The organism is Cupriavidus necator A5-1 (assembly GCF_000744095.1).
GTDB classification, from domain to species: domain Bacteria; phylum Pseudomonadota; class Gammaproteobacteria; order Burkholderiales; family Burkholderiaceae; genus Cupriavidus; species Cupriavidus necator_A.
The window spans coordinates 2,116,635-2,135,028 of record NZ_JQLI01000001.1 but is presented as its reverse complement, the minus strand read 5'-3'; the positions used below and the strand labels follow the sequence as shown (position 1 = coordinate 2,135,028).

The window sequence follows — 18,394 nt, the reverse complement described above, 5'->3', positions numbered from 1 at the left end:
GTCCGGGCTCCTCAGGCAAGGCACGGCCACGCCGGGTGCGCAGGCCCGGCGCGCCTGCTCTTGGACTATAGGACGCAGGCCCGCCAGCCCTCTGTAGGGCGTCGGCGCAGCCATCGTGTAGGACAAACACGCACAGCCGCGCGCGCCGCTCCGCCGCCGGCCTCAGCCGCGGTGCGGCGTATCGAGCCCCTTGATCACGGCCGGACGCTTGACGAAGGCCTCCAGCACACGCGTGACGTGAGGGAAGTCCTGGATGCCGACCAGCTCGCCCGCCTCGTAGAAGCCGACCAGGTTGCGCACCCACGGGAAGGTGGCGATATCGGCAATGGTGTACGCGTCGCCCATGATCCACGCGCGGCCGTCCAGCCGCTGGTTCAGCACGTTCAGCAGGCGGCGGCTTTCGGCCACGTAGCGGTCGCGCGGGCGCTTGTCCTCGTAGTCCTTGCCGGCGAACTTGTTGAAGAACCCCAGCTGCCCGAACATTGGCCCGATGCCGCCCATCTGGAACATCACCCACTGGATGGTCTCGTAGCGGCCCGCCGGATCGGCCGGGATCAGCTTGCCGGACTTGTCGGCCAGGTACAGCAGGATCGCGCCCGATTCGAACAGCGCCAGCGGCTTGCCGCCAGGCCCGTCGGGATCGAGGATGGCCGGGATCTTGTTGTTCGGGTTCAGCGACAGGAATTCCGGCGACATCTGGTCATTGGTGTCGAAGCGCACCAGGTGCGGCTCGTACGGCAGGCCGGTCTCTTCCAGCATGGTCGACACCTTGACGCCGTTGGGCGTCGGCAGCGAGTAGAGCTGGATCCGGTCGGGATGCTGCGCCGGCCATTTGCGGGTAATCGGAAAGGCGGAAAGATCTGACACGTGGCCTCCAGTTGCGCGATGGCCGCCGCGGGCGGGCGCACCGGTTTGCGAAAAACCGGATGATAGCCCGGGGGCCGGAAGCTTGCCGAACCCGCCGCGGGCGCCGTCGGCAGGTCTCCCTCGCCTGGCTTGATATCGGGCGCTTCCCAGCGCGTGGCGTTGCAAACCCCACCATTGTCCGCAACCTCGGCGTCCCACTTGGCAAAGGCGCGCATGCACCGTACTCGATGGCCAGCGCGCAGACCGACTTCCACGGCGCCATCATCCTGCAGGAATCGGTCACCGGCTCACTGGGCGTGGACAATGCCTTTACCTACGGCCTGAACGCCGGCTACAGCAACGACCGCCAGGGCGAGTCTGCCAGCGTTGGGGCCAGCGCCGGCTACGTGGCCCCGTTCGCCACGCTGACCGGCAGCGCCAGCGCCAGCCGCTACTACACGCAGGCCAGCGCCGGCATCTCGGGCGGCATCGTGGCCTATGCCGGCGGGGTCGCCTTTACCCCGACCCACAGCGACACCGTGGCCGTGGTCGAGGCCGACAGTGCCACCGGCGCGCGCGTGGTCAACAACAACGGCGCGCGCGTCGACCCCTGGGGCCATGCGGTGGTGTCCGGCCTGATGCCGTTTTCCCGCAATGAAATCGAGATCGATCCGCGCGGCCTGCCGCTGGACGTGGAATTCAAATCGACTACCCAGGCCATGGTGCCGACCGCGGGCGCGGTCGTGGTAGCACGCTTCGACACCACCAGCGCCGGCCGTGCCGCCGTGCTGCGCGTGTTGCCGCACGACGGCAGGCGGCTGCCGTTCGGCAGCGAAGTGGTGGATACCGAAGGCAATCCCGTGGGCACGGTGGGCCAGGGCGGCCGCATCGGATCATCATCGCCAGGCCAGCGAGCAGGTGCGCCAGCCTGTGGCAGCGCAACCGAATCTGAAGTGATTTCATGTTGTCTGTTTTCTGACCAAATTCTGAAAAGGTGATCCCCCGTGTGTCGGCAGCGCTTTTCTTGCGCTGTCCGTCGCAGTTCTTCCAGGTTTCACTGGCGGTCCGCGCTGACAGCCTGCCCGAGGCAATCGACGTCGGCTTGTTGAACGGGCTTGCCGCGCTGCGGCTTTGCAATGGGCAGTGCATAGCGGATCCTGCACTGAGTCGACGCAGTGTTGCCCCAGCGCACCAGCAGTTCCCCGCTGTCGGCCTTCAGCCCTTGTGCAACTACTGGAACCGCAAAGGCTCCGATACGCAGTTCGTGCTCGGCTACAACAACAGCATTCGATGGTGCTTTCCACGGCAAGGATTTCCTTGCCGGGCAGGCACTGTTCCCCAGGCAACATTCACCCTTCCGTTTCCGGCCAGCATCTCCGTCCCCGCCGGCATACCGGTCAACACGGCGTTGACACCCTGGGTCAAGGTGGCCAGTGCAATCTTCTTCGCTTGCAGAGCCCTCTTGCCCCGCTGGTCGGTCGCTCTCGGATACCGGCCGCTTTCATTGGCCGACACAGGCCACCGCTACAATTTCAATGGCGTCGCCTATACGGTTTTCCGCACCAATGTTCCCGGTATCGGCCTGGCTGTACAGGTTGTGGCGAATCCGCACGGATCGCCAGGAGTACGGCGCGATCTCGGCACCCCTGGAGGGGCTCCGCCACCCTGGGTCGGAGACGGATGGGGCAACAGCGACGGATGGTTCCATCAGCTCATTCCCCTTGGTGGCGAAGTCTCTGCCACACTGGTGAAGACAGGCCCCATCAGCGACGGCCGCGAAATCATGCCGTCTACCGTCGCGGAGGCTGCATGGTGGGAAACCGGCATGAGCAGAACGACCGCGTGACGTTCCAGATCCCGCGGATCGGCATCAGGGTGACTTCATGCCAGACACCTGACCTGTCGGTGCAGCTTGGCTCGCACAAAGCCAGCGCATTCTCGGGCCGGGGTTCCACCACGCCTGCGGTGAACTTCAACGTGGCCATCAAGAACTGCCCGGCAGGCATGTCCCAAGTCAAATACGAGATCTCCGCGCCCGGCGGCATCGTGGATGCGTCAAATGGTGTGATGGCGCTCGCGGCCAGTTCCACGGCCAGGGGCGTCGGCATCCGGCTGACGGACAGCAACGACCGGGCACTGAAATTCAACAGCCAGTACACGCTGAGCAGCTACAAAGCGGCAACTGGCGGTACCTATTCGGTGCCACTGAAGGCGTCTTATTACCAGACGGGCTCAGGCGCGGTCACCAGCGGCACAGCAAACGGATCACTGGTATTCATCCTGAGCTACCTGTAACCGGCCGGTCACGACACGCTGCCCGCACGACCGGATCGGAACGCGGGAAAAGACGAAGGGGCCCCGTTTTACGGGGCCCCTTCGTCATGCCGTACTAACTACCGCGACGGCGCTTACACCGTCACCGTATCAGCCACTTCCTTGAAGTCCTCGATCTGGTCGAAGTTCATGTACTTGTAGATCTTGTCGCCATTGGCGCTGAGCACGCCCATGTCGGCCATGTACTCGTCCTTGGTCGGGATGCGGCCCAGGCGCGAGCAGATTGCCGCCAGTTCGGCTGAACCCAGGTACACGTTGGTGTTCTTGCCCAGGCGGTTCGGGAAGTTACGGGTGCTGGTCGACATCACCGTGGCGCCTTCGCGCACCTGTGCCTGGTTGCCCATGCACAGCGAGCAGCCCGGCATTTCGGTGCGGGCACCGGCGGTGCCGAACACGCCGTAGTGGCCTTCCTCGGTCAGTTGCTTCTGGTCCATCTTGGTCGGCGGGGCCACCCACAGCTTGACCGGGATGTCGCGCTTGCCTTCCAGCAGCTTGGAGGCTGCCCGGAAGTGGCCGATGTTGGTCATGCACGAACCGATAAACACTTCGTCGATCTTGGCGCCGGCAACGTCCGACAGGGTCTTCACGTCGTCCGGGTCGTTCGGGCAGGCCACGATCGGCTCGTGCACGTCGGCCAGGTCGATCTCGATCACGGCGGCGTACTCGGCGTCGGCGTCCGGCTCCAGCAGCTTCGGATCGGCCAGCCACGCTTCCATGGCCTTGATGCGGCGCTGCAGGCTGCGCGGATCCTGGTAGCCCTGGGCGATCATCCACTTCAGCAGCGTGATGTTGCTGTTGATGTATTCGATGATCGGGTCCTTGTTCAGGCGCACCGTGCAACCGGCGGCCGAACGCTCTGCCGAGGCGTCCGACAGTTCGAACGCTTGCTCGACCTTCAGGTCGGGCAGGCCTTCGATTTCCAGGATGCGGCCCGAGAAGATGTTCGTCTTGCCTTGCTTGGCCACGGTCAGCAGGCCTTGCTTGATCGCGTACAGCGGGATCGCGTTGACCAGGTCGCGCAGGGTCACGCCCGGTTGCATCTGGCCCTTGAAGCGGACCAGCACCGATTCCGGCATGTCCAGCGGCATCACGCCGGTGGCGGCGGCAAAGGCCACCAGGCCCGAACCGGCCGGGAAGCTGATGCCGATCGGGAAGCGGGTGTGCGAGTCGCCGCCGGTGCCGACGGTGTCGGGCAGCAGCATGCGGTTCAGCCACGAGTGGATCACGCCGTCGCCCGGGCGCAGCGAGATGCCGCCGCGGGTGCTGATGAACTCAGGCAGCGTGTGGTGGGTCTTGACGTCGACTGGCTTCGGATAGGCGGCGGTGTGGCAGAACGACTGCATCACCAGGTCGGCCGAGAAGCCCAGGCAGGCCAGGTCCTTCAGCTCGTCGCGGGTCATCGGGCCGGTGGTGTCCTGCGAGCCCACCGAGGTCATCTTCGGTTCGCAGTAGGTGCCCGGGCGGATGCCCCGCTGTTTGCCATTCTCTTCGGTCAGGCCGCAGGCGCGGCCAACCATCTTCTGCGCCAGCGTGAAGCCCTTGCCGGTATCGGCCGGGTTCTGCGGCAGGCGGAACAGCGTCGACGGGGCCAGGCCCAGCGCTTCGCGCGCCTTGGCGGTCAGGCCGCGGCCGACGATCAGCGGAATGCGGCCGCCGGCGCGCACTTCGTCAAACAGCACGTCCGACTTGACCTTGAACTCGGCGATCACGGCGCCGTCCTTCAGGGCCTTGCCTTCGTACGGGCGCAGCTCGACCACGTCGCCCATTTCCATCTTCGACACGTCCAGCTCGATCGGCAGCGCGCCGGCGTCTTCCATGGTGTTGTAGAAGATCGGGGCAATCTTGTTGCCCAGGCACACGCCGCCGAAGCGCTTGTTCGGGATGAACGGGATGTCTTCGCCGGTGAACCACAGCACCGAGTTGGTGGCGGACTTGCGGCTCGAGCCGGTACCGACCACGTCGCCCACGTAGGCGACCAGGTGGCCCTTTTCCTTCAGCGATTCAATGAACTTGACCGGGCCGCGCTTGCCGTCTTCTTCCGGCTGGAACGCAGCGCCTTCGCGCTTGTTCTTCAGCATGGCCAGCGCGTGCATCGGGATGTCCGGGCGGGTGGTGGCGTCCGGGGCCGGCGACAGGTCGTCGGTGTTGGTTTCGCCCGGCACCTTGAACACGGTGATGGTCAGGCTTTGCGGCACTTCCGGACGGCTGGTGAACCACTCGGCGTCGGCCCAGCTTTGCAGCACGGCCTTGGCATTGGCGTTGCCCTTGTCGGCCTTTTCCTTCACGTCGTGGAACGCGTCGAACATCAGCAGGGTCTTATTCAGCGCGTCGGCGGCGACGGTGCCGACTTCGGCGTCGTCCAGTAGCTCGATCAGCGGCGAGATGTTGTAGCCGCCCAGCATGGTGCCGAGCAGTTCGGTCGCCTTGGCGCGGGTGATCAGGGCGCACTTTTCCTTGCCCAGGGCGACGGCGGCCAAGTACGAGGCCTTGACCTTGGCGGCGTCGTCCACGCCGGCGGGGACGCGGTTGGTGATCAGTTCGACCAGGTTCTGCTCTTCACCGGCGGGCGGGTTCTTCAGCAGTTCGATCAGCTCGGCCGTCTGCTTGGCGGTCAGGGGCAGAGGGGGGATACCAAGCGCGGCGCGCTCGGCCACATGTGCGCGATAGTTTTCAAGCATGGGAACCTGCTGAGTAATTAGGTTTAGAAAGTCTCGTTACGTCGCGATTGTAGTCCGAAGCCGACCTCAGGTCAAATGTCTTATATCTTATATAAGAGTGAAAATCCGAAAAGCGCGACAGATCAATGGTTTGCATCGCAGAAGTCATGCAAGACCACATAAAAGACTACCCGAGTAGCCTAGTAGGGAATGCCGGAAGGCATCACGATCCCGCTGCAAGGATAGGCCTCCGCATCAGGCCCCGAAAATCCCCGCATCGCCCGGAAAGCTACGCCAGCACTCAAGTCCGCCCCACTCTAAGCGTTAACCACCCTGCAGGCGCGCACCACGAAGCGCCCGCTCGCGTAGCCATGCCTGCCCCCTTTCCGCTCAAACGGCCAAGCTGAAAGGGTTTCCCCCTTTTTTTCGGCCCTTTGCTGGCCTGCAATTCCGGAAGAATGGCAGGCATTCCGACACAGGCTTCTCATGGCGAACACGGCTTCCCCTTCCCGGACTGGCAGCAACTCAGGCAAGCGCGGTCGGCTGCTGCTGATCGGCGGCGGCGTGCTTGTCGTGGCACTGGGCGCCGGAGGGTTCGTGCTTGGCAGCGTGCTGAGCAACCGCCAGCCGGCCGCACCCGCCGCGCCGCCCGCGCCGGTGATCCCGCCGCCGATCTTCGTTCCGCTGGATGCGTTTACCGTCAACCTCAAGAGCGAGGACGGCGACCGCTTCCTGCACACCGGCCTGTCGCTGAAGGTGGCCGATACCGAGACCCAGGCCCGCCTGGCCCAGTACCTGCCCGAGGCCCGCAGCCGCATCCTGCTGCTGCTCTCGGCCAAGCAGCCGGCCGAACTGGCCACGGTCGAAGGCAAGCGCAAGCTCGCCGCCGATATCCGCGACACCATCAGCAAGCCGTTCGCCAACGGTCTGCCGGCCCAGCGCGTGCTGGATGTGTTGTTCACCTCTTTCGTGGTGCAGTAAGCGCAAGCCAGGGCAGCACGGTTTCATCCATAACGCCGCACAAGGGGCAGGACACTAGATGGCCTACGACAAGTTCCTCTCGCAAGACGAGGTCGACGAGCTGCTCAAGGGCGTATCCGGCGAGGCCGATACGCCCAAGGCCAGCGAGCCTGCGCTGGATGAGGGCGCGGTGCGCCCCTACAACCTCGCGACGCAGGAACGCATCATCCGCGGCCGCCTGCACACGCTGGAAATCATCAATGAGCGCTTTGCGCGCTCGATGCGCACGGCGCTGTTCAATTTCATCCGCCGCGGCGCGGACATCACCGTGGGCAGCATCAGGATCGAGAAGTTCGGCGACTTCGCGCGCAACCTGCCGATGCCGACCAACCTGAACCTGGTCCACCTCAAGCCGCTGCGCGGCACGGCGTTGTTCGTGTACGACCCGAACCTGGTGTTCCTAGTCGTGGACAACCTGTTCGGCGGCGATGGCCGCTTCCACACCCGCGTGGAAGGGCGCGACTTCACCCAGACCGAGCAGCGCATCATCCAGCGCATGCTGGAGCTGACGCTGACCAGCTACGGCAACGCCTGGCGCACCGTACACCCGATCGAGACCGAGTACATCCGCTCGGAGATGCACCCAAAGTTTGCCAACGTCGCCACGCACAACGAGGCCGTGGTGACCACTGCCTTCCATATCGAACTGGGCGCCGTCGGCGGGCAGCTTCATGTCTGCCTGCCGTACGCGATGATCGAGCCGCTCAAGGACCTGCTGATGAATCCGCTGCAGGACGAGAAGGAAGTCGACAAGGGCTGGGTCGACCAGCTCTCCACGCAACTGCGCGCGGCCGAAGTGGAGCTGGTGGCCGAGTTCGCCCACCTGCAGAGTACCGTGGCCGAAGTGCTGGCGATGCGCGCCGGCGACGTGCTCCCGATCGAGCTGCCGGAGAAGGTCTTCGGCAAGGTGGACGGCGTGCCCGTGATGCAGTGCGGCTTCGGCACGATGAATGGCCAGTACGCGCTGCGGGTAGAACGAATGATCAATCACCAGGACAGCGATTCCCACCTGGACATTAAGGACACCGATTATGAGTGAGCGCATCGAGGACAAGCCGGCCGATCCGATGGACGACTGGGCCAGCGCACTGGCCGAGCAGACCAGCGCCACATCCGCCGAGGTCCCCGCCGCACCCGCACCGGCTGCCGCGCCCGCGGCCACCCCGGCCGCCGCCACCGTCTTCCAGCCGCTGGCCAAGGAAGCGCCGAGCGGCTTCCACAACGATATCGAGATGATCCTCGATATCCCGGTGCAACTGACGGTGGAACTCGGCCGCACCAAGGTGCCCATCAAGAACCTGCTGCAACTGGCGCAGGGCTCGGTGGTAGAACTGGACGGGCTGGCCGGCGAGCCGATGGACGTGCTGGTCAACGGCTACCTGATCGCGCAGGGCGAGGTGGTGGTGGTGAACGACAAGTTCGGCATCCGCCTGACGGACATCATCACGCCGTCCGAACGCATCCGCAAGCTGAACAAATGACCATCCAGAAGCGCCCCGCGCGTGGCGCTGCCCGCCTGCGGGCAGCGTGCGCGCGCCTGGCCGCCCTTGCGGCGCTGCCCGGCACCGCCGCGGCCGCCGAAGGCACCTCCGCGCCGGCGGTCAGCGGCGTGGCCAGCCTGGCGCAGGCGGGGCTGGGGCTGTTCGCCGTGGTCGCGCTGATCCTGGGCATGGCGTGGGTAGCCCGGCGTACCGGGCTGGTGCGCCAGGCCACCGGCGGCGTCATGAAGGTGGTCGGCAGCACCATGCTCGGCGCGCGGCAGCGGCTGGTGCTGGTCGAGGTGGGCGACACCTGGCTGGTGCTGGGCGTGAGCCCCGGCGAAATCCGTCCGCTGCACAACATGCCGGCCGGCACCGCCGGCGCCAACACGATCACCGCACCCGGCGCCACGGTAGCGCCGCAACAGCCGACCGGCGGCAGCTTTGCCGAAAGGCTGCTGCGCTCGATGCAAAACCAGTTCAAGTCATGAAATTCCCGCGTGCCGCGCTGCGGCGCCATGCCTGGCCGCCGCGCGCCGCCACGGCCGTGCGTTCCGTCCCCATGCTGTCCCTTCTGGCGCTGATGCTGGCCATCGCCGTGCTGGCGTTCGCGCCAGTGCCCGCCGGGGCGCAGACGCTGCCGGGCGTAATCAGCAAGCCCGCCCCGGGCGGCGGCCAGATCTGGTCGTTGCCGATACAGACGCTGGTGCTACTGACCTCGCTGTCGTTCCTGCCGGCGGCGATGCTGATGATGACCGGCTTCACCCGCATCATCATCGTGCTGGGCCTGCTGCGCAACGCGCTGGGCACCGCCACCTCGCCACCCAACCAGGTGCTGGTGGGCCTGTCGCTGTTCCTGACCTTCTTCGTGATGGCGCCGGTGCTGGACCGCGTCTACAACGATGCCTACAAGCCGCTGTCGGAGAACAAGATCAGCCTGGAGGCCGCCGCCGCCAAGGCCGCCGAGCCGCTCAAGGCCTTCATGCTGCGCCAGACCCGCGAGAAGGACCTGGCGATGTTCGCGCAGATGGCCAAGGCGCCCGAGATGCAGGGCCCGGAAGAAGTCCCGCTCAGCATCCTGGTGCCGGCCTTCGTCACCAGCGAACTGAAGACCGCGTTCCAGATCGGCTTCACCATCTTTATCCCGTTCCTGATCATCGACCTGGTGGTTGCCAGCGTGCTGATGGCGATGGGCATGATGATGGTGCCGCCGGCCACAATCTCGCTGCCGTTCAAGCTGATGCTGTTTGTGCTGGTGGATGGCTGGCAGCTGCTGCTGGGATCGCTGGCGCAGAGCTTCATGAACTGAGGCGCCCCGGCCCACCTCTCCAGAACCCGAGCCATGACCCCGGAAACCGTAATGACCATCGCCACCCAGGCGATGAAGATAACGCTGCTGCTGGCCGCCCCGCTGCTGCTGGTGGCGCTGGCCGCCGGCCTGGTGGTGAGCCTGTTCCAGGCCGCGACGCAGATCAACGAGATGACGCTGACCTTCATCCCCAAGCTGATCGCGCTGTTCGCCACCATGGTGCTGGCCGGCCCGTGGATGATCAACACCATGGTCGACTATATGCGCGAGGTGTTCCAGAGCATTCCCGCGCTGGCGCACTGACGCCCGCCGCACGCCTTTCCCTTTCCTGCGCCCCGCCAGCCCGCCGTGATCGAAGTCACCTCAGCCCAGCTCTACGGCTGGCTCGCGGCATTCCTGTGGCCCTTCTTCCGCATCCTGGCGCTGATCGGCACCGCGCCGCTGTTCGGTGAATCCACCATCCCGCGGCGCGCCAAGATCGCGCTGTCCGCCATGATCGCGATGGTGGTGTCGCCCACCATCGCGCAGGTGCCGGTGGTGCCGGTGTACTCCTATGGCGGGCTGGCGATCATCCTCAACGAGGTCGGCATCGGCCTGGCCACGGGCTTTGTCATGCGGCTGGTCTTTGCCACCGTGCAGCAGGCCGGCGAGATCATCGGCCTGCAGATGGGCCTCTCGTTCGCCTCGTTTTTCGACCGCGCCGCGGGCGGCCAGACCATGGTGCTGTCGCGCTTCCTGAACATCATCGCTGTGCTGCTGTTCCTGTCGCTCGACGGCCATCTACTGATGCTCGGCGCGCTGGTCGACAGCTTCAACGGCCTGCCTATCGGCACGCCACTGTCCGCCGACGGCGCCCTGGCCGTGGCCCGCGCCGGCGGCATGGTGTTCGCCTCCGGGCTGCTGCTGGCGCTGCCGATGATCGCCGCCCTGCTGACGCTGAACCTGGCGATGGGCATCCTGAACCGCGCCTCGCCGCAACTGTCGATCTTCGCGGTGGGCTTCCCGGTCACGCTGTCCGGCGGCCTGCTGGTGCTGATGCTGGTGATGCCGCAGATGGGCACCTATATGCAGCATATGATCGAAGCCGGGCTTGAGGCGGTGACTACGGTGCTTGGGCAGTTTTCGCGCTGAAGGCCGGTGCTGCGGTCATTCGACCGGTTGTCTCCGGCACATGTATCAGGAACGGAACCGAAGGCTCCGTTTCACCGGTATGCGGAATTTACGGCTTCGCAAAATCGTAGAGAAAACAAGCCCAATGGCGCGGGTGGCATATTTATGCGCAACGGCTCCCGCGACGCCCTCGCGATCCAGGCCTCCCCGACAGGAGGGCAATTTGAAGGGTAGCGGGGATGGGAAGCTTGCGGCTTACGCCAGGACTTCCCCTTTCTCAGAGTCGCATCCAAATACATGTTTCGAATCCGGGGCACTTCCGCCAGGAGCCGGCGATGTCCAAGAGATTCCTTTTGTTATTTGCATGTACATTCTTCCTTGGCAGCTGCGGCGGCGGTGGCGACGATGGCGGACAAGCCAGCGCGCCCGCACAAACGCTGGCCGTGCCCCTCCCCACGGCCATGGCAAGCCTGGCGGCCAATGGCCTGACCGCGAATTTCTCGATTTCCGGCACGGCTGAGAATGTGCCGGTAACAGGCTCCGGCACCCTGCAAGCCACGCCTTTCGTTGCCGCCATGCTGAATGGCGCCACCATGCTCAAGACCACCGAGACCGTCACCGGCACAGTCATCGCGAACGGAAACTCCGCCCCGTTCTCGGGCACCAGGACCATCTTCCGCAACGCATCCACCTACGTCCTGGTCGCGATCGATGAGGGAACTGTCTTTGCGGTGTTTGCAGCCTACACATTCCCGCTCACCGTCAAGGCGGGCGACTCGGGACCGCTGGCAACGGCCACGATTTTCTCGGACAGCACGCAGGCCACGAAGCTGGGTTCGCTCACCCACTCATATGCCGTGACTGCCGACACCGGGAGCAGCCTCCTGGTGACCTTCCTAGACAAGGCCTTCGATAACAGCAATGTCAGGGTTGGGGAGGAGGAAACAACGTTCCGCATCGACACAAGTGGAAACATCAGCTTTGTCTCGTCCAAGTCCACTGCATTCAATGCAAGCGGACAAGCGCTGGGCACGCTGATCTTCCAATAGGGCAGCCCCGGCTTCAACGCCTCTGCGCAGGAAGGTTCCGGGCCGGATGTCCTGCCAGGGACGCTGACGACGATCCCCTCACCCCTTCACGCACACCACCTGCCTGAGCGTGTGCACGACCTCCACCAGGTCCGACTGCGCCGCCATCACCGCGTCGATGTCCTTGTAGGCCATCGGGATCTCGTCGATCACGGCGGCGTCCTTGCGGCATTCCACGCCTTCGGTCGCATGCACCTGGTCGGCCACGGTAAAGCGGCGCTTGGCCTCGCTGCGGCTCATGGTGCGGCCGGCGCCGTGGCTGCACGAGCAGAACGACTCCGGATTGCCCTTGCCGCGCACGATAAACGAGCGCGCGCCCATCGACCCCGGGATGATGCCAAGCTCGCCCTTGCGCGCACTGACCGCGCCCTTGCGCGTCACCAGCACGTCCTTGCCGAAATGGTGTTCCTTCTGCACGTAGTTGTGATGGCAGTTGACCGCCTCCAGCTCCGCCTGGAACGGCTTGCGCAGCACGCGCTGCGCCGCGGCCAGCACGGCCTCCATCATCAGCTCGCGGTTGCGGCGCGCGTATGCCTGCGCCCACGACACGGCGAACACGTAGTCTTCATAGTGTTCCGAGCCCTCCACCAGGTAGGCCAGGTCGCGGTCCGGCAGGTTGGCCAGGTGGTGGCGCATGTCCTGCTGCGCCAGCGAGATAAAGGTGGTGCCGATGGCATTGCCCACGCCGCGCGAGCCGGAATGCAGCATGAACCAGACCGACTGCGCTTCGTCCAGGCAGACCTCGATAAAGTGGTTACCGGTACCGAGGGTGCCGAGATGGTTGCGGTGGTTGGTGCGCGCCAGGTGCGGATACTTGTCCGTGATGCGCCGGAAGCCGCCCGCCATCTCGGCCCATGCCGCATCGACCTGAGCCGGCGCCGAACCCCAGGCGCCCTGGTCGCGCCGCCCGCCCTGCGCGCTGCGGCCGTGCGGCACGGCGTGCTCGATCGCGCTGCGCAGTTGCCCGAGGTTGTCAGGCAGGTCGGACGCGGTGAGCGAGGTCTTCACCGCCATCATGCCGCAGCCGATATCCACGCCCACCGCGGCCGGGATCACGGCGCCAACGGTGGGGATCACCGAGCCGATGGTCGAACCCTTGCCCAGGTGTACATCCGGCATCACCGCGAGGTGGCGGAAGATAAACGGCATCCGCGCGGTGTTGACCAGCTGCGCGCGGGCAGCGTCCTCCACCGGGACGCCCCGCGTCCACAGCTTGACCGGCTTGCCGGCGCCGGTGTCGAGTACGTCGTAGTGGTGCTTGGCCGTCATGGTCGCCCCTGGCTCTGTCGTCGCGGATTGCAGGTTAGACGGCCAGGGCCGGCCCAGGATTCCCCTGCCGGATGCCCCGATACCTTACCCCAGCAAGAAACTGGCAAAGGCGCCCAGGTCGACATTGCCCCCGGACACGATGATGCCCACGCGCTTGCCCTTCACATCGAGCTTGCCATGCAGCACCGCGGCGGCGGCCAGGCAGCCGGTGGGCTCGGCCACGATCTTCATGCGGCCGGCGAAGAACTTCATGGTTTCGACCAGCTCCGCATCCGACACCGTGACGATATCCGTCACCAGTTCGCGGATCACCGCAAAGGTGTGCTGGCCCAGGAACGGGGTCTGCGCGCCATCGGCAATGGTGCGGGGCGTGTCGATGCGGACGATCTCGCCGCTGCGCAGGCTTTGCTGGCCGTCGTTGCCGGCCTCCGGCTCCACGCCGTAGACCGCGCAGCCGGGCGACATGGCCTGTGCGGCCACCGCGCAGCCTGACAGCAGCCCGCCGCCGCCCAGGCACACCACCAGCATGTCCAGCGGCCCGGTCTCCTCCAGCAGTTCCTTGGCCGCCGTGCCCTGCCCGGCCATCACGTGCGGATGGTCGTACGGCGGGATCAGCGTCATGCCACGCTCGGCGGCGATGCGGCGGCCCAGCGCCTCGCGGTCGTCCTGGTAGCGGTCGTACAGCACCACCTCGGCGCCGTAGCCGCGCGTGGCTTCGATCTTGATCGCGGGTGCGTCCTGCGGCATCACGATCACCGCCTGCACGCCCAGCAGCCGTGCCGACAGCGCGATCGCCTGCGCGTGGTTGCCCGACGAGAACGCCAGCACGCCGCCCGCCTTCTGCTGCGGCGTGAACTGCGCGATGGCGTTGTAGGCGCCGCGGAACTTGAAGGCGCCGATGCGCTGGAAGTTCTCGCACTTGAAGAACAGCTGCGCTCCGGTGGCCGCGTCGGCGGTCGAGGAGGTCAGCACCGGGGTGCGGTGGGCCGCGGCGCGGATGCGTTCGTGGGCGGCGGCTACATCGTCGAAGGAAATGGGCAGGGCGGTCATGGCAGTGGCGTTGGCAGGGAAGCGGGGACAGGCCAGTTTACCTGTCCCGCGCCCGGCGCGCAGCCACCCGCCACTAGGCCGCGACCAGCTTGCCGGCCGCACGCCCCGGCGCGCCCCCTGCGACCGTTGCCGGGCGGGCTGCGCCGCCCTCCTCCGGCAGGCGGAAGAACGCCACCACTTCACTCAGCTCGCGCCCCTGCTCTTCCAGCGCGCGCGACGCCATCGCGGCCTCGTTCACCAGCGAGGCGTTCTGCTGCGTGACCTCGTCGATCTGCACGATGGCCTGGTTGACCTGCTCGATGCCACGGCTCTGTTCGGCCGATGACGTGGCGATCTCCTCCACGATGCCGGTCACGCGCGCCACCGCCTGCGTCACCTCGGCCATGGTCTGCCCCGCCTCGCTCGCCAGCGCCACGGCGCTGCGCACCTGCGCGGCCATCTCCGCGCGCGCGTTCAGCCCGTTGAGATAATCGTTGAAACCGTCGGTGGCATAGCCCAGCACATGCAGCGAATATCCCTGTTCCCTACGAGAGAGGGGACATAGGTAGACAAAGTCGACGAGGGAAGGATTTAGTGCGGTAGCAATCACAGCCCGTGACTGGCGCGATCGCCGTGCGCATCGCACCGGCCACCCCCACAAGGGGGACGACTGCGCTGCCAGGACATGGCAGCATACGTGCCCGTGACCTGCCAGGGAGGCACCATGCTGAGCGGATTCGATGCGCTGGTCGACAAGTCGATGGCCGAATGGAAGATCCCCGGACTTGCGCTGGCCGTGATCCGCGACGGCGAACCCATCCTGCTGCGGGGGTACGGCGCGCGCGACAGCGCCGCGCCGGAGCCCGTGACCGCCGCCACGCAGTTCCTGCTGTGCTCGATCACCAAGTCTTTTACCGCCGCCGGACTTGGCCTGCTGGTCGACGAACGCAAGCTCGACTGGACCACACCGGTGCGCGACATCATTCCCGGCTTCCGGCTGCATGATGCCGTCGCCACGCAACGCATCACCGTGCGCGACCTGCTCAGCCATCACAGCGGCCTGCCACGCCATGACTGGATCCACACGCCGGGCGATCTCGATACCAGCCAGATGCTCGAACGGCTGCCGCACCTCGCGCCAAGCCGCGAGCTGCGCGAAAGCTGGCAGTACCAGAACCTTGGCTATGTGATCGCCGGCCACGTGGCCGAGCGCATCAGCGGGCAGCGCTGGGAGGACTTCACCACGCAACGGCTGCTCCAGCCGCTGGGTTTTACGCGCTTCGGCTTTTCGGTCGAAGCGCTGGCGGCAGATCCCGACCACGCACACCCGCACGCGATGGACGGCGACGAACGCCTGCGCGCAAGCTGGGCAGCGATCCGCGCAACGCCAGCCGGCGGCCTCAACGCGTCGGTGGAAGACCTGGCCCGATGGATGCGCTGCCTGCTGGACGAAGGCAAGGTCGACGGGAATGCGCTGCTTTCGCCTGGCATCGTGCGCGACATGATGACGCCGCGCGTCCACGTTTGCCGTGCGGAGTTCCCGGAGGTCGGCGATGTGCACTACGGACTGGGGCTCACGGCCGAGCACTACCGCGGCGAGCGGACCGTCTCGCACTCAGGCAGCTGGCTGGGTTGGGCAACGCTGATGACGATGATGCCGGCACGGCGCCTGGGCATCGCCGTACTGACCAACCGCGCCCCCGGCGCGGTGACTGCCTTGCTGACCTACGCCGCACTGGACCAACTCTGCGGGCACTCCCCCATCGACTGGTTCAGCCGCCTGCGCGCCAGGCGGCACGAGATGCTGGCGCAGCTGCAGATCGACAAGGCCGCACGGCTGGCACGGCAGCACGCCGGCACCACCCCCAGCCACCCGCTGCACGACTACGCGGGCACGTACTCGCACCCCGCGTACGGCGACATCACTATCGAAACGGACGGCGATGCGCTGTCGTGGCACTGGCGCGGCATGTCGGGGCGGCTCGAGCACCGCCACTATGACGTCTTTACTACGACAGAAAAGCCCGCCGAGATCCATCCGGACAACCTCGCCCTCACTTTCCTCTACGACCGCGACGGCACCATCGACCGCATTGCCGCGCCGCTGGAACCGCTTGTCGACGACATCGTCTTCCATCGCTTCGCGGCGGGCGAGGCCACCAACGCCGCCTTCCGCGCACGCTGCGTCGGCGAGTATTGGCACAGTGCCCTGCGCGTCGACGTCGAGACCGACGCCGCCGGCGGACTGCTGCTGACCATCGCGGGCCAGCCCCGCCGCCGCTTGCTGCCCCTTCACGGCAGGACGTTCGGGATCGAGGACCTGCCGCGCATACGCGTCGAGTTCCGCATGCCTGCGCCGGAGACCGTCGATGCGGTGGTGCTGTGCCGGCCCAATGGCACCTTCGTGGCAATGAGGGTGGTGACGTAGCGCGGTGCTGTTGGGGGGCAAACTATCTTAGAGATCGAATATTACTTGACAAGCCTCAGGCAGGTGCTAGTATTTGCCAAACATCTTCGATATCTAACATATTCGAGGATCGGCCTTCCTACTCTCACCCCCTGGAGCGCACTATGTACGACATCTACACCACCGACAAACTGATCGATCTCTGGCTGACCGAAGACATTGGCATCTGCGACCTGACCGTGCAGACTATGATCGAGCCTGCCGAGAAGGGCGAGTTCTACATGAATGCGCGCGAGCCAATGCTGATCGCCGGTGTCGACGTCGCTGCGCGGGTGTTCGCTCGCTACGATCCCAGTCTCCAGATCGACGTCAAGGTGGCTGACGGCGACAAGGTCGAAAAGGGTGCCATTCTGATTGCGGTGCGCGGCAGCGCCCGCAGCGTGCTGACGGCTGAGCGTACGGCACTCAACATCATGCAGCGGCTTTGCGGCATTGCCAATGAGACGGCCAGGTACGCCCAGGCCATCGCCCACACCAAGGCTCGGCTGATCGACAGCCGCAAGACAACGCCAGGGCTGCGCGCACTGGAGAAGCACGCCGTCACCTGCGGTGGTGGCCTGAATCACCGCCTGTCCCTGGACAACGGCGTGATGATCAAGGACAACCATATCGCCGTCTGCGGGAGTATCGCTGCCGCCGTGGAGCGGGCGCGCAGGAAGCTGCCGGTACTGACCAAACTCGAGGTGGAATGCGACCGTCTCGACCAGGTGCATGAAGCGCTCGCTGCGGGTGTCGATGTGATCATGCTGGACAACATGTCGGTTCCCGACATGAAGGAAGCGGTTTCGATCATCAACGGTCGCACCAAGGTCGAAGCGTCGGGCGGTATCCGGCTGGAAACCATCCGGCCCATCGCAGAGACCGGCGTGGATTACATCTCGACGAGCAAGATCACCCAGTCCGCGCCGGCGATCGATATCGGGCTTGACGAAGCCTGACGTTGCAGCCACGGACCGCAAAACAAAAACGCGAGGCCCCGGCCTCGCGTCATGCTCCTTGGTTGCCTTCCCGACTGAAGGCAATGTCTCCTTGGTCGCCTTCCCTACGGAAGGCTTTTTTACGCCTGGTACACCACGCAGCTTCAAAGATCTGCAAGCAGCCTGCCAACCTCTCTCGTTGACGGCACCCGGCGTCCCTGCTCCGCCGAAGTTGCCTCGTCCGCGGCCAGCCGGGCGGCAATCTCGATCAGCACGCGACGGGTGGTCGCGACGTCTTCCGCCGGGATACCCTCCACGCTGATTTCATTGACCTCTTCCGCAAGCGGCTCGAGCTTGCGCCGCAGCGCGCGTCCGACCTTGCTCAGGAACACATGCACCCGCTTGTTGTTGCCCGGCAAGTGGGTGCGCTCGACATAGCCGAGAGCCTCCAGTGTCTTCACGGCGGCGAATGTGGTCGGCTCGGTTACCCCTGCCAGCTCGCTCAGCTCCCGCTGCGACAGGCCATCATGGGTCCAGAGAATACGCAAGATGGTCCAGTGTCCATACGACACCGAATGCTCGGCCAATCGCAGCTGCAATGCCCGGATATAGGCCCGTGCCGCATCCTTGACCAAATGCGCGAGACGCTCGTCGTTGCTGCCCGGTGCTTCGACAGCCGCCTTCGTGCCGTTCTTACTGTTTGTCATAGGTAGAAAAGTCGTTGCCGCGTCGCCGGCCGTTTTCGCCGGCCGCAGTATTCGAACATGATAGCGCGTTCGTCGGCGCAGGGCCCTGCCGATCCCCAGCCGCGCACCATAAATGTAGTGTTCACTGAATATGTGCAAGGCGTGCCCCATCGGGTTTCCGCGC

General features: G+C 65.6%; 19 protein-coding genes and 1 pseudogene. 13 read left to right on the top strand and 7 right to left on the bottom strand.

From position 1 onward, the window contains the following. Positions 1-162: 162 nt before the first annotated feature. Complete coding sequence (locus K307_RS09420) at positions 163-867, bottom strand: glutathione S-transferase N-terminal domain-containing protein (protein ID WP_042877722.1); 705 nt, start codon at positions 865-867, stop codon at positions 163-165. 59 nt (positions 868-926) lie between these two features. Here K307_RS09420 and K307_RS09415 point away from each other — a divergent pair, with 59 nt between their 5' ends. Then, entirely contained in the window at positions 927-1,844 is a 918-nt protein-coding gene (locus K307_RS09415) for a fimbria/pilus outer membrane usher protein (protein ID WP_080744974.1), read from the top strand. A 56-nt stretch (positions 1,845-1,900) separates the two neighbouring features. Here the strand turns inward: K307_RS09415 and K307_RS51015 are convergent, their stop codons facing one another. Continuing rightward, complete coding sequence (locus K307_RS51015; protein ID WP_419187149.1) at positions 1,901-2,038, bottom strand: hypothetical protein; 138 nt, start codon at positions 2,036-2,038, stop codon at positions 1,901-1,903. A 270-nt stretch (positions 2,039-2,308) separates the two neighbouring features. On the opposite strand from K307_RS51015, the gene K307_RS51010 reads away from it, so the two are divergent. Next, on the top strand, positions 2,309-2,692 hold the full coding sequence (locus K307_RS51010) for a hypothetical protein (RefSeq protein ID WP_196251539.1): 384 nt from the start codon (positions 2,309-2,311) through the stop codon (positions 2,690-2,692). Continuing rightward, entirely contained in the window at positions 2,689-3,141 is a 453-nt protein-coding gene (locus K307_RS48495) for a fimbrial protein (RefSeq protein WP_196251538.1), read from the top strand. Before K307_RS51010 ends, K307_RS48495 begins: the two co-directional genes overlap by 4 nt. Before the next feature lie 113 nt (positions 3,142-3,254). Here the strand turns inward: K307_RS48495 and acnB are convergent, their stop codons facing one another. After that, positions 3,255-5,858 (bottom strand): bifunctional aconitate hydratase 2/2-methylisocitrate dehydratase, encoded by a 2,604-nt coding sequence (gene acnB, locus K307_RS09405; protein ID WP_042877718.1) that lies wholly within the window; start codon positions 5,856-5,858, stop codon positions 3,255-3,257. 465 nt (positions 5,859-6,323) lie between these two features. Here acnB and fliL point away from each other — a divergent pair, with 465 nt between their 5' ends. The 8 genes from fliL (at position 6,324) to K307_RS09365 (ending at position 11,803) form a co-directional block, all read left to right on the top strand. Then, entirely contained in the window at positions 6,324-6,818 is a 495-nt protein-coding gene (gene fliL / locus K307_RS09400; RefSeq protein ID WP_042877716.1) for a flagellar basal body-associated protein FliL, read from the top strand. Between the two features lie 58 nt (positions 6,819-6,876). Then, on the top strand, positions 6,877-7,896 hold the full coding sequence (fliM, locus tag K307_RS09395; RefSeq protein WP_042877714.1) for a flagellar motor switch protein FliM: 1,020 nt from the start codon (positions 6,877-6,879) through the stop codon (positions 7,894-7,896). Continuing rightward, positions 7,889-8,338, top strand: a complete 450-nt coding sequence (gene fliN / locus K307_RS09390) for a flagellar motor switch protein FliN (protein WP_042877711.1) — start codon at positions 7,889-7,891, stop codon at positions 8,336-8,338. The genes fliM and fliN overlap by 8 nt, the downstream gene beginning before the upstream one ends. Then, entirely contained in the window at positions 8,335-8,826 is a 492-nt protein-coding gene (gene fliO, locus K307_RS09385) for a flagellar biosynthetic protein FliO (RefSeq protein WP_051974787.1), read from the top strand. The genes fliN and fliO overlap by 4 nt, the downstream gene beginning before the upstream one ends. Before the next feature lie 92 nt (positions 8,827-8,918). Then, positions 8,919-9,644 carry a flagellar type III secretion system pore protein FliP gene (gene fliP / locus K307_RS09380; RefSeq protein ID WP_419187148.1) on the top strand — a complete coding sequence of 242 codons (726 nt, stop codon included), beginning with the start codon at positions 8,919-8,921 and terminating at the stop codon, positions 9,642-9,644. Between the two features lie 33 nt (positions 9,645-9,677). Continuing rightward, entirely contained in the window at positions 9,678-9,947 is a 270-nt protein-coding gene (gene fliQ / locus K307_RS09375; RefSeq protein ID WP_042877708.1) for a flagellar biosynthesis protein FliQ, read from the top strand. A gap of 45 nt (positions 9,948-9,992) precedes the next feature. Beyond that, positions 9,993-10,775 (top strand): flagellar biosynthetic protein FliR, encoded by a 783-nt coding sequence (gene fliR / locus K307_RS09370; protein ID WP_042877706.1) that lies wholly within the window; start codon positions 9,993-9,995, stop codon positions 10,773-10,775. 440 nt (positions 10,776-11,215) lie between these two features. Continuing rightward, entirely contained in the window at positions 11,216-11,803 is a 588-nt protein-coding gene (locus tag K307_RS09365; protein ID WP_155301118.1) for a hypothetical protein, read from the top strand. Positions 11,804-11,881: 78 nt separating this feature from the next. Here the strand turns inward: K307_RS09365 and K307_RS09360 are convergent, their stop codons facing one another. From K307_RS09360 to K307_RS09350, 3 genes and pseudogenes are all read right to left on the bottom strand, one after another. Continuing rightward, entirely contained in the window at positions 11,882-13,111 is a 1,230-nt protein-coding gene (locus K307_RS09360; RefSeq protein WP_042877702.1) for an RtcB family protein, read from the bottom strand. Between the two features lie 84 nt (positions 13,112-13,195). Then, complete coding sequence (locus K307_RS09355) at positions 13,196-14,161, bottom strand: threo-3-hydroxy-L-aspartate ammonia-lyase (RefSeq protein WP_042877700.1); 966 nt, start codon at positions 14,159-14,161, stop codon at positions 13,196-13,198. 73 nt (positions 14,162-14,234) lie between these two features. Further along, positions 14,235-14,573, bottom strand: a pseudogene (locus tag K307_RS09350) (methyl-accepting chemotaxis protein); the annotation flags it as partial. A gap of 291 nt (positions 14,574-14,864) precedes the next feature. Here K307_RS09350 and K307_RS09345 point away from each other — a divergent pair. Together K307_RS09345 and nadC are read left to right on the top strand one after the other, a co-directional pair. After that, positions 14,865-16,568 (top strand): serine hydrolase, encoded by a 1,704-nt coding sequence (locus K307_RS09345; protein ID WP_042877697.1) that lies wholly within the window; start codon positions 14,865-14,867, stop codon positions 16,566-16,568. 143 nt (positions 16,569-16,711) lie between these two features. Further along, complete coding sequence (nadC, locus tag K307_RS09340; protein WP_042877696.1) at positions 16,712-17,545, top strand: carboxylating nicotinate-nucleotide diphosphorylase; 834 nt, start codon at positions 16,712-16,714, stop codon at positions 17,543-17,545. Positions 17,546-17,688: 143 nt separating this feature from the next. Here nadC and K307_RS09335 read toward each other — a convergent pair whose 3' ends face one another. After that, positions 17,689-18,231, bottom strand: a complete 543-nt coding sequence (locus K307_RS09335) for a MarR family winged helix-turn-helix transcriptional regulator (protein ID WP_051974786.1) — start codon at positions 18,229-18,231, stop codon at positions 17,689-17,691. Between the last annotated feature and the right edge of the window lie 163 nt (positions 18,232-18,394).

Coding starts and splice junctions, on each gene's coding strand:
- K307_RS09415 (WP_080744974.1), top strand. CDS start 927: ATGATAGCCCGGGGGCCGGAAGCTTGCCGAACCCGCCGCGGGCGCCGT.
- acnB (WP_042877718.1), bottom strand. CDS start 5,858: ATGCTTGAAAACTATCGCGCACATGTGGCCGAGCGCGCCGCGCTTGGT.
- fliL (WP_042877716.1), top strand. CDS start 6,324: ATGGCGAACACGGCTTCCCCTTCCCGGACTGGCAGCAACTCAGGCAAG.
- fliM (WP_042877714.1), top strand. CDS start 6,877: ATGGCCTACGACAAGTTCCTCTCGCAAGACGAGGTCGACGAGCTGCTC.
- fliN (WP_042877711.1), top strand. CDS start 7,889: ATGAGTGAGCGCATCGAGGACAAGCCGGCCGATCCGATGGACGACTGG.
- fliO (WP_051974787.1), top strand. CDS start 8,335: ATGACCATCCAGAAGCGCCCCGCGCGTGGCGCTGCCCGCCTGCGGGCA.
- fliP (WP_419187148.1), top strand. CDS start 8,919: ATGCTGGCCATCGCCGTGCTGGCGTTCGCGCCAGTGCCCGCCGGGGCG.
- fliQ (WP_042877708.1), top strand. CDS start 9,678: ATGACCCCGGAAACCGTAATGACCATCGCCACCCAGGCGATGAAGATA.
- K307_RS09365 (WP_155301118.1), top strand. CDS start 11,216: ATGGCAAGCCTGGCGGCCAATGGCCTGACCGCGAATTTCTCGATTTCC.
- K307_RS09360 (WP_042877702.1), bottom strand. CDS start 13,111: ATGACGGCCAAGCACCACTACGACGTACTCGACACCGGCGCCGGCAAG.
- K307_RS09355 (WP_042877700.1), bottom strand. CDS start 14,161: ATGACCGCCCTGCCCATTTCCTTCGACGATGTAGCCGCCGCCCACGAA.
- K307_RS09345 (WP_042877697.1), top strand. CDS start 14,865: ATGCTGAGCGGATTCGATGCGCTGGTCGACAAGTCGATGGCCGAATGG.
- nadC (WP_042877696.1), top strand. CDS start 16,712: ATGTACGACATCTACACCACCGACAAACTGATCGATCTCTGGCTGACC.
- K307_RS09335 (WP_051974786.1), bottom strand. CDS start 18,231: ATGACAAACAGTAAGAACGGCACGAAGGCGGCTGTCGAAGCACCGGGC.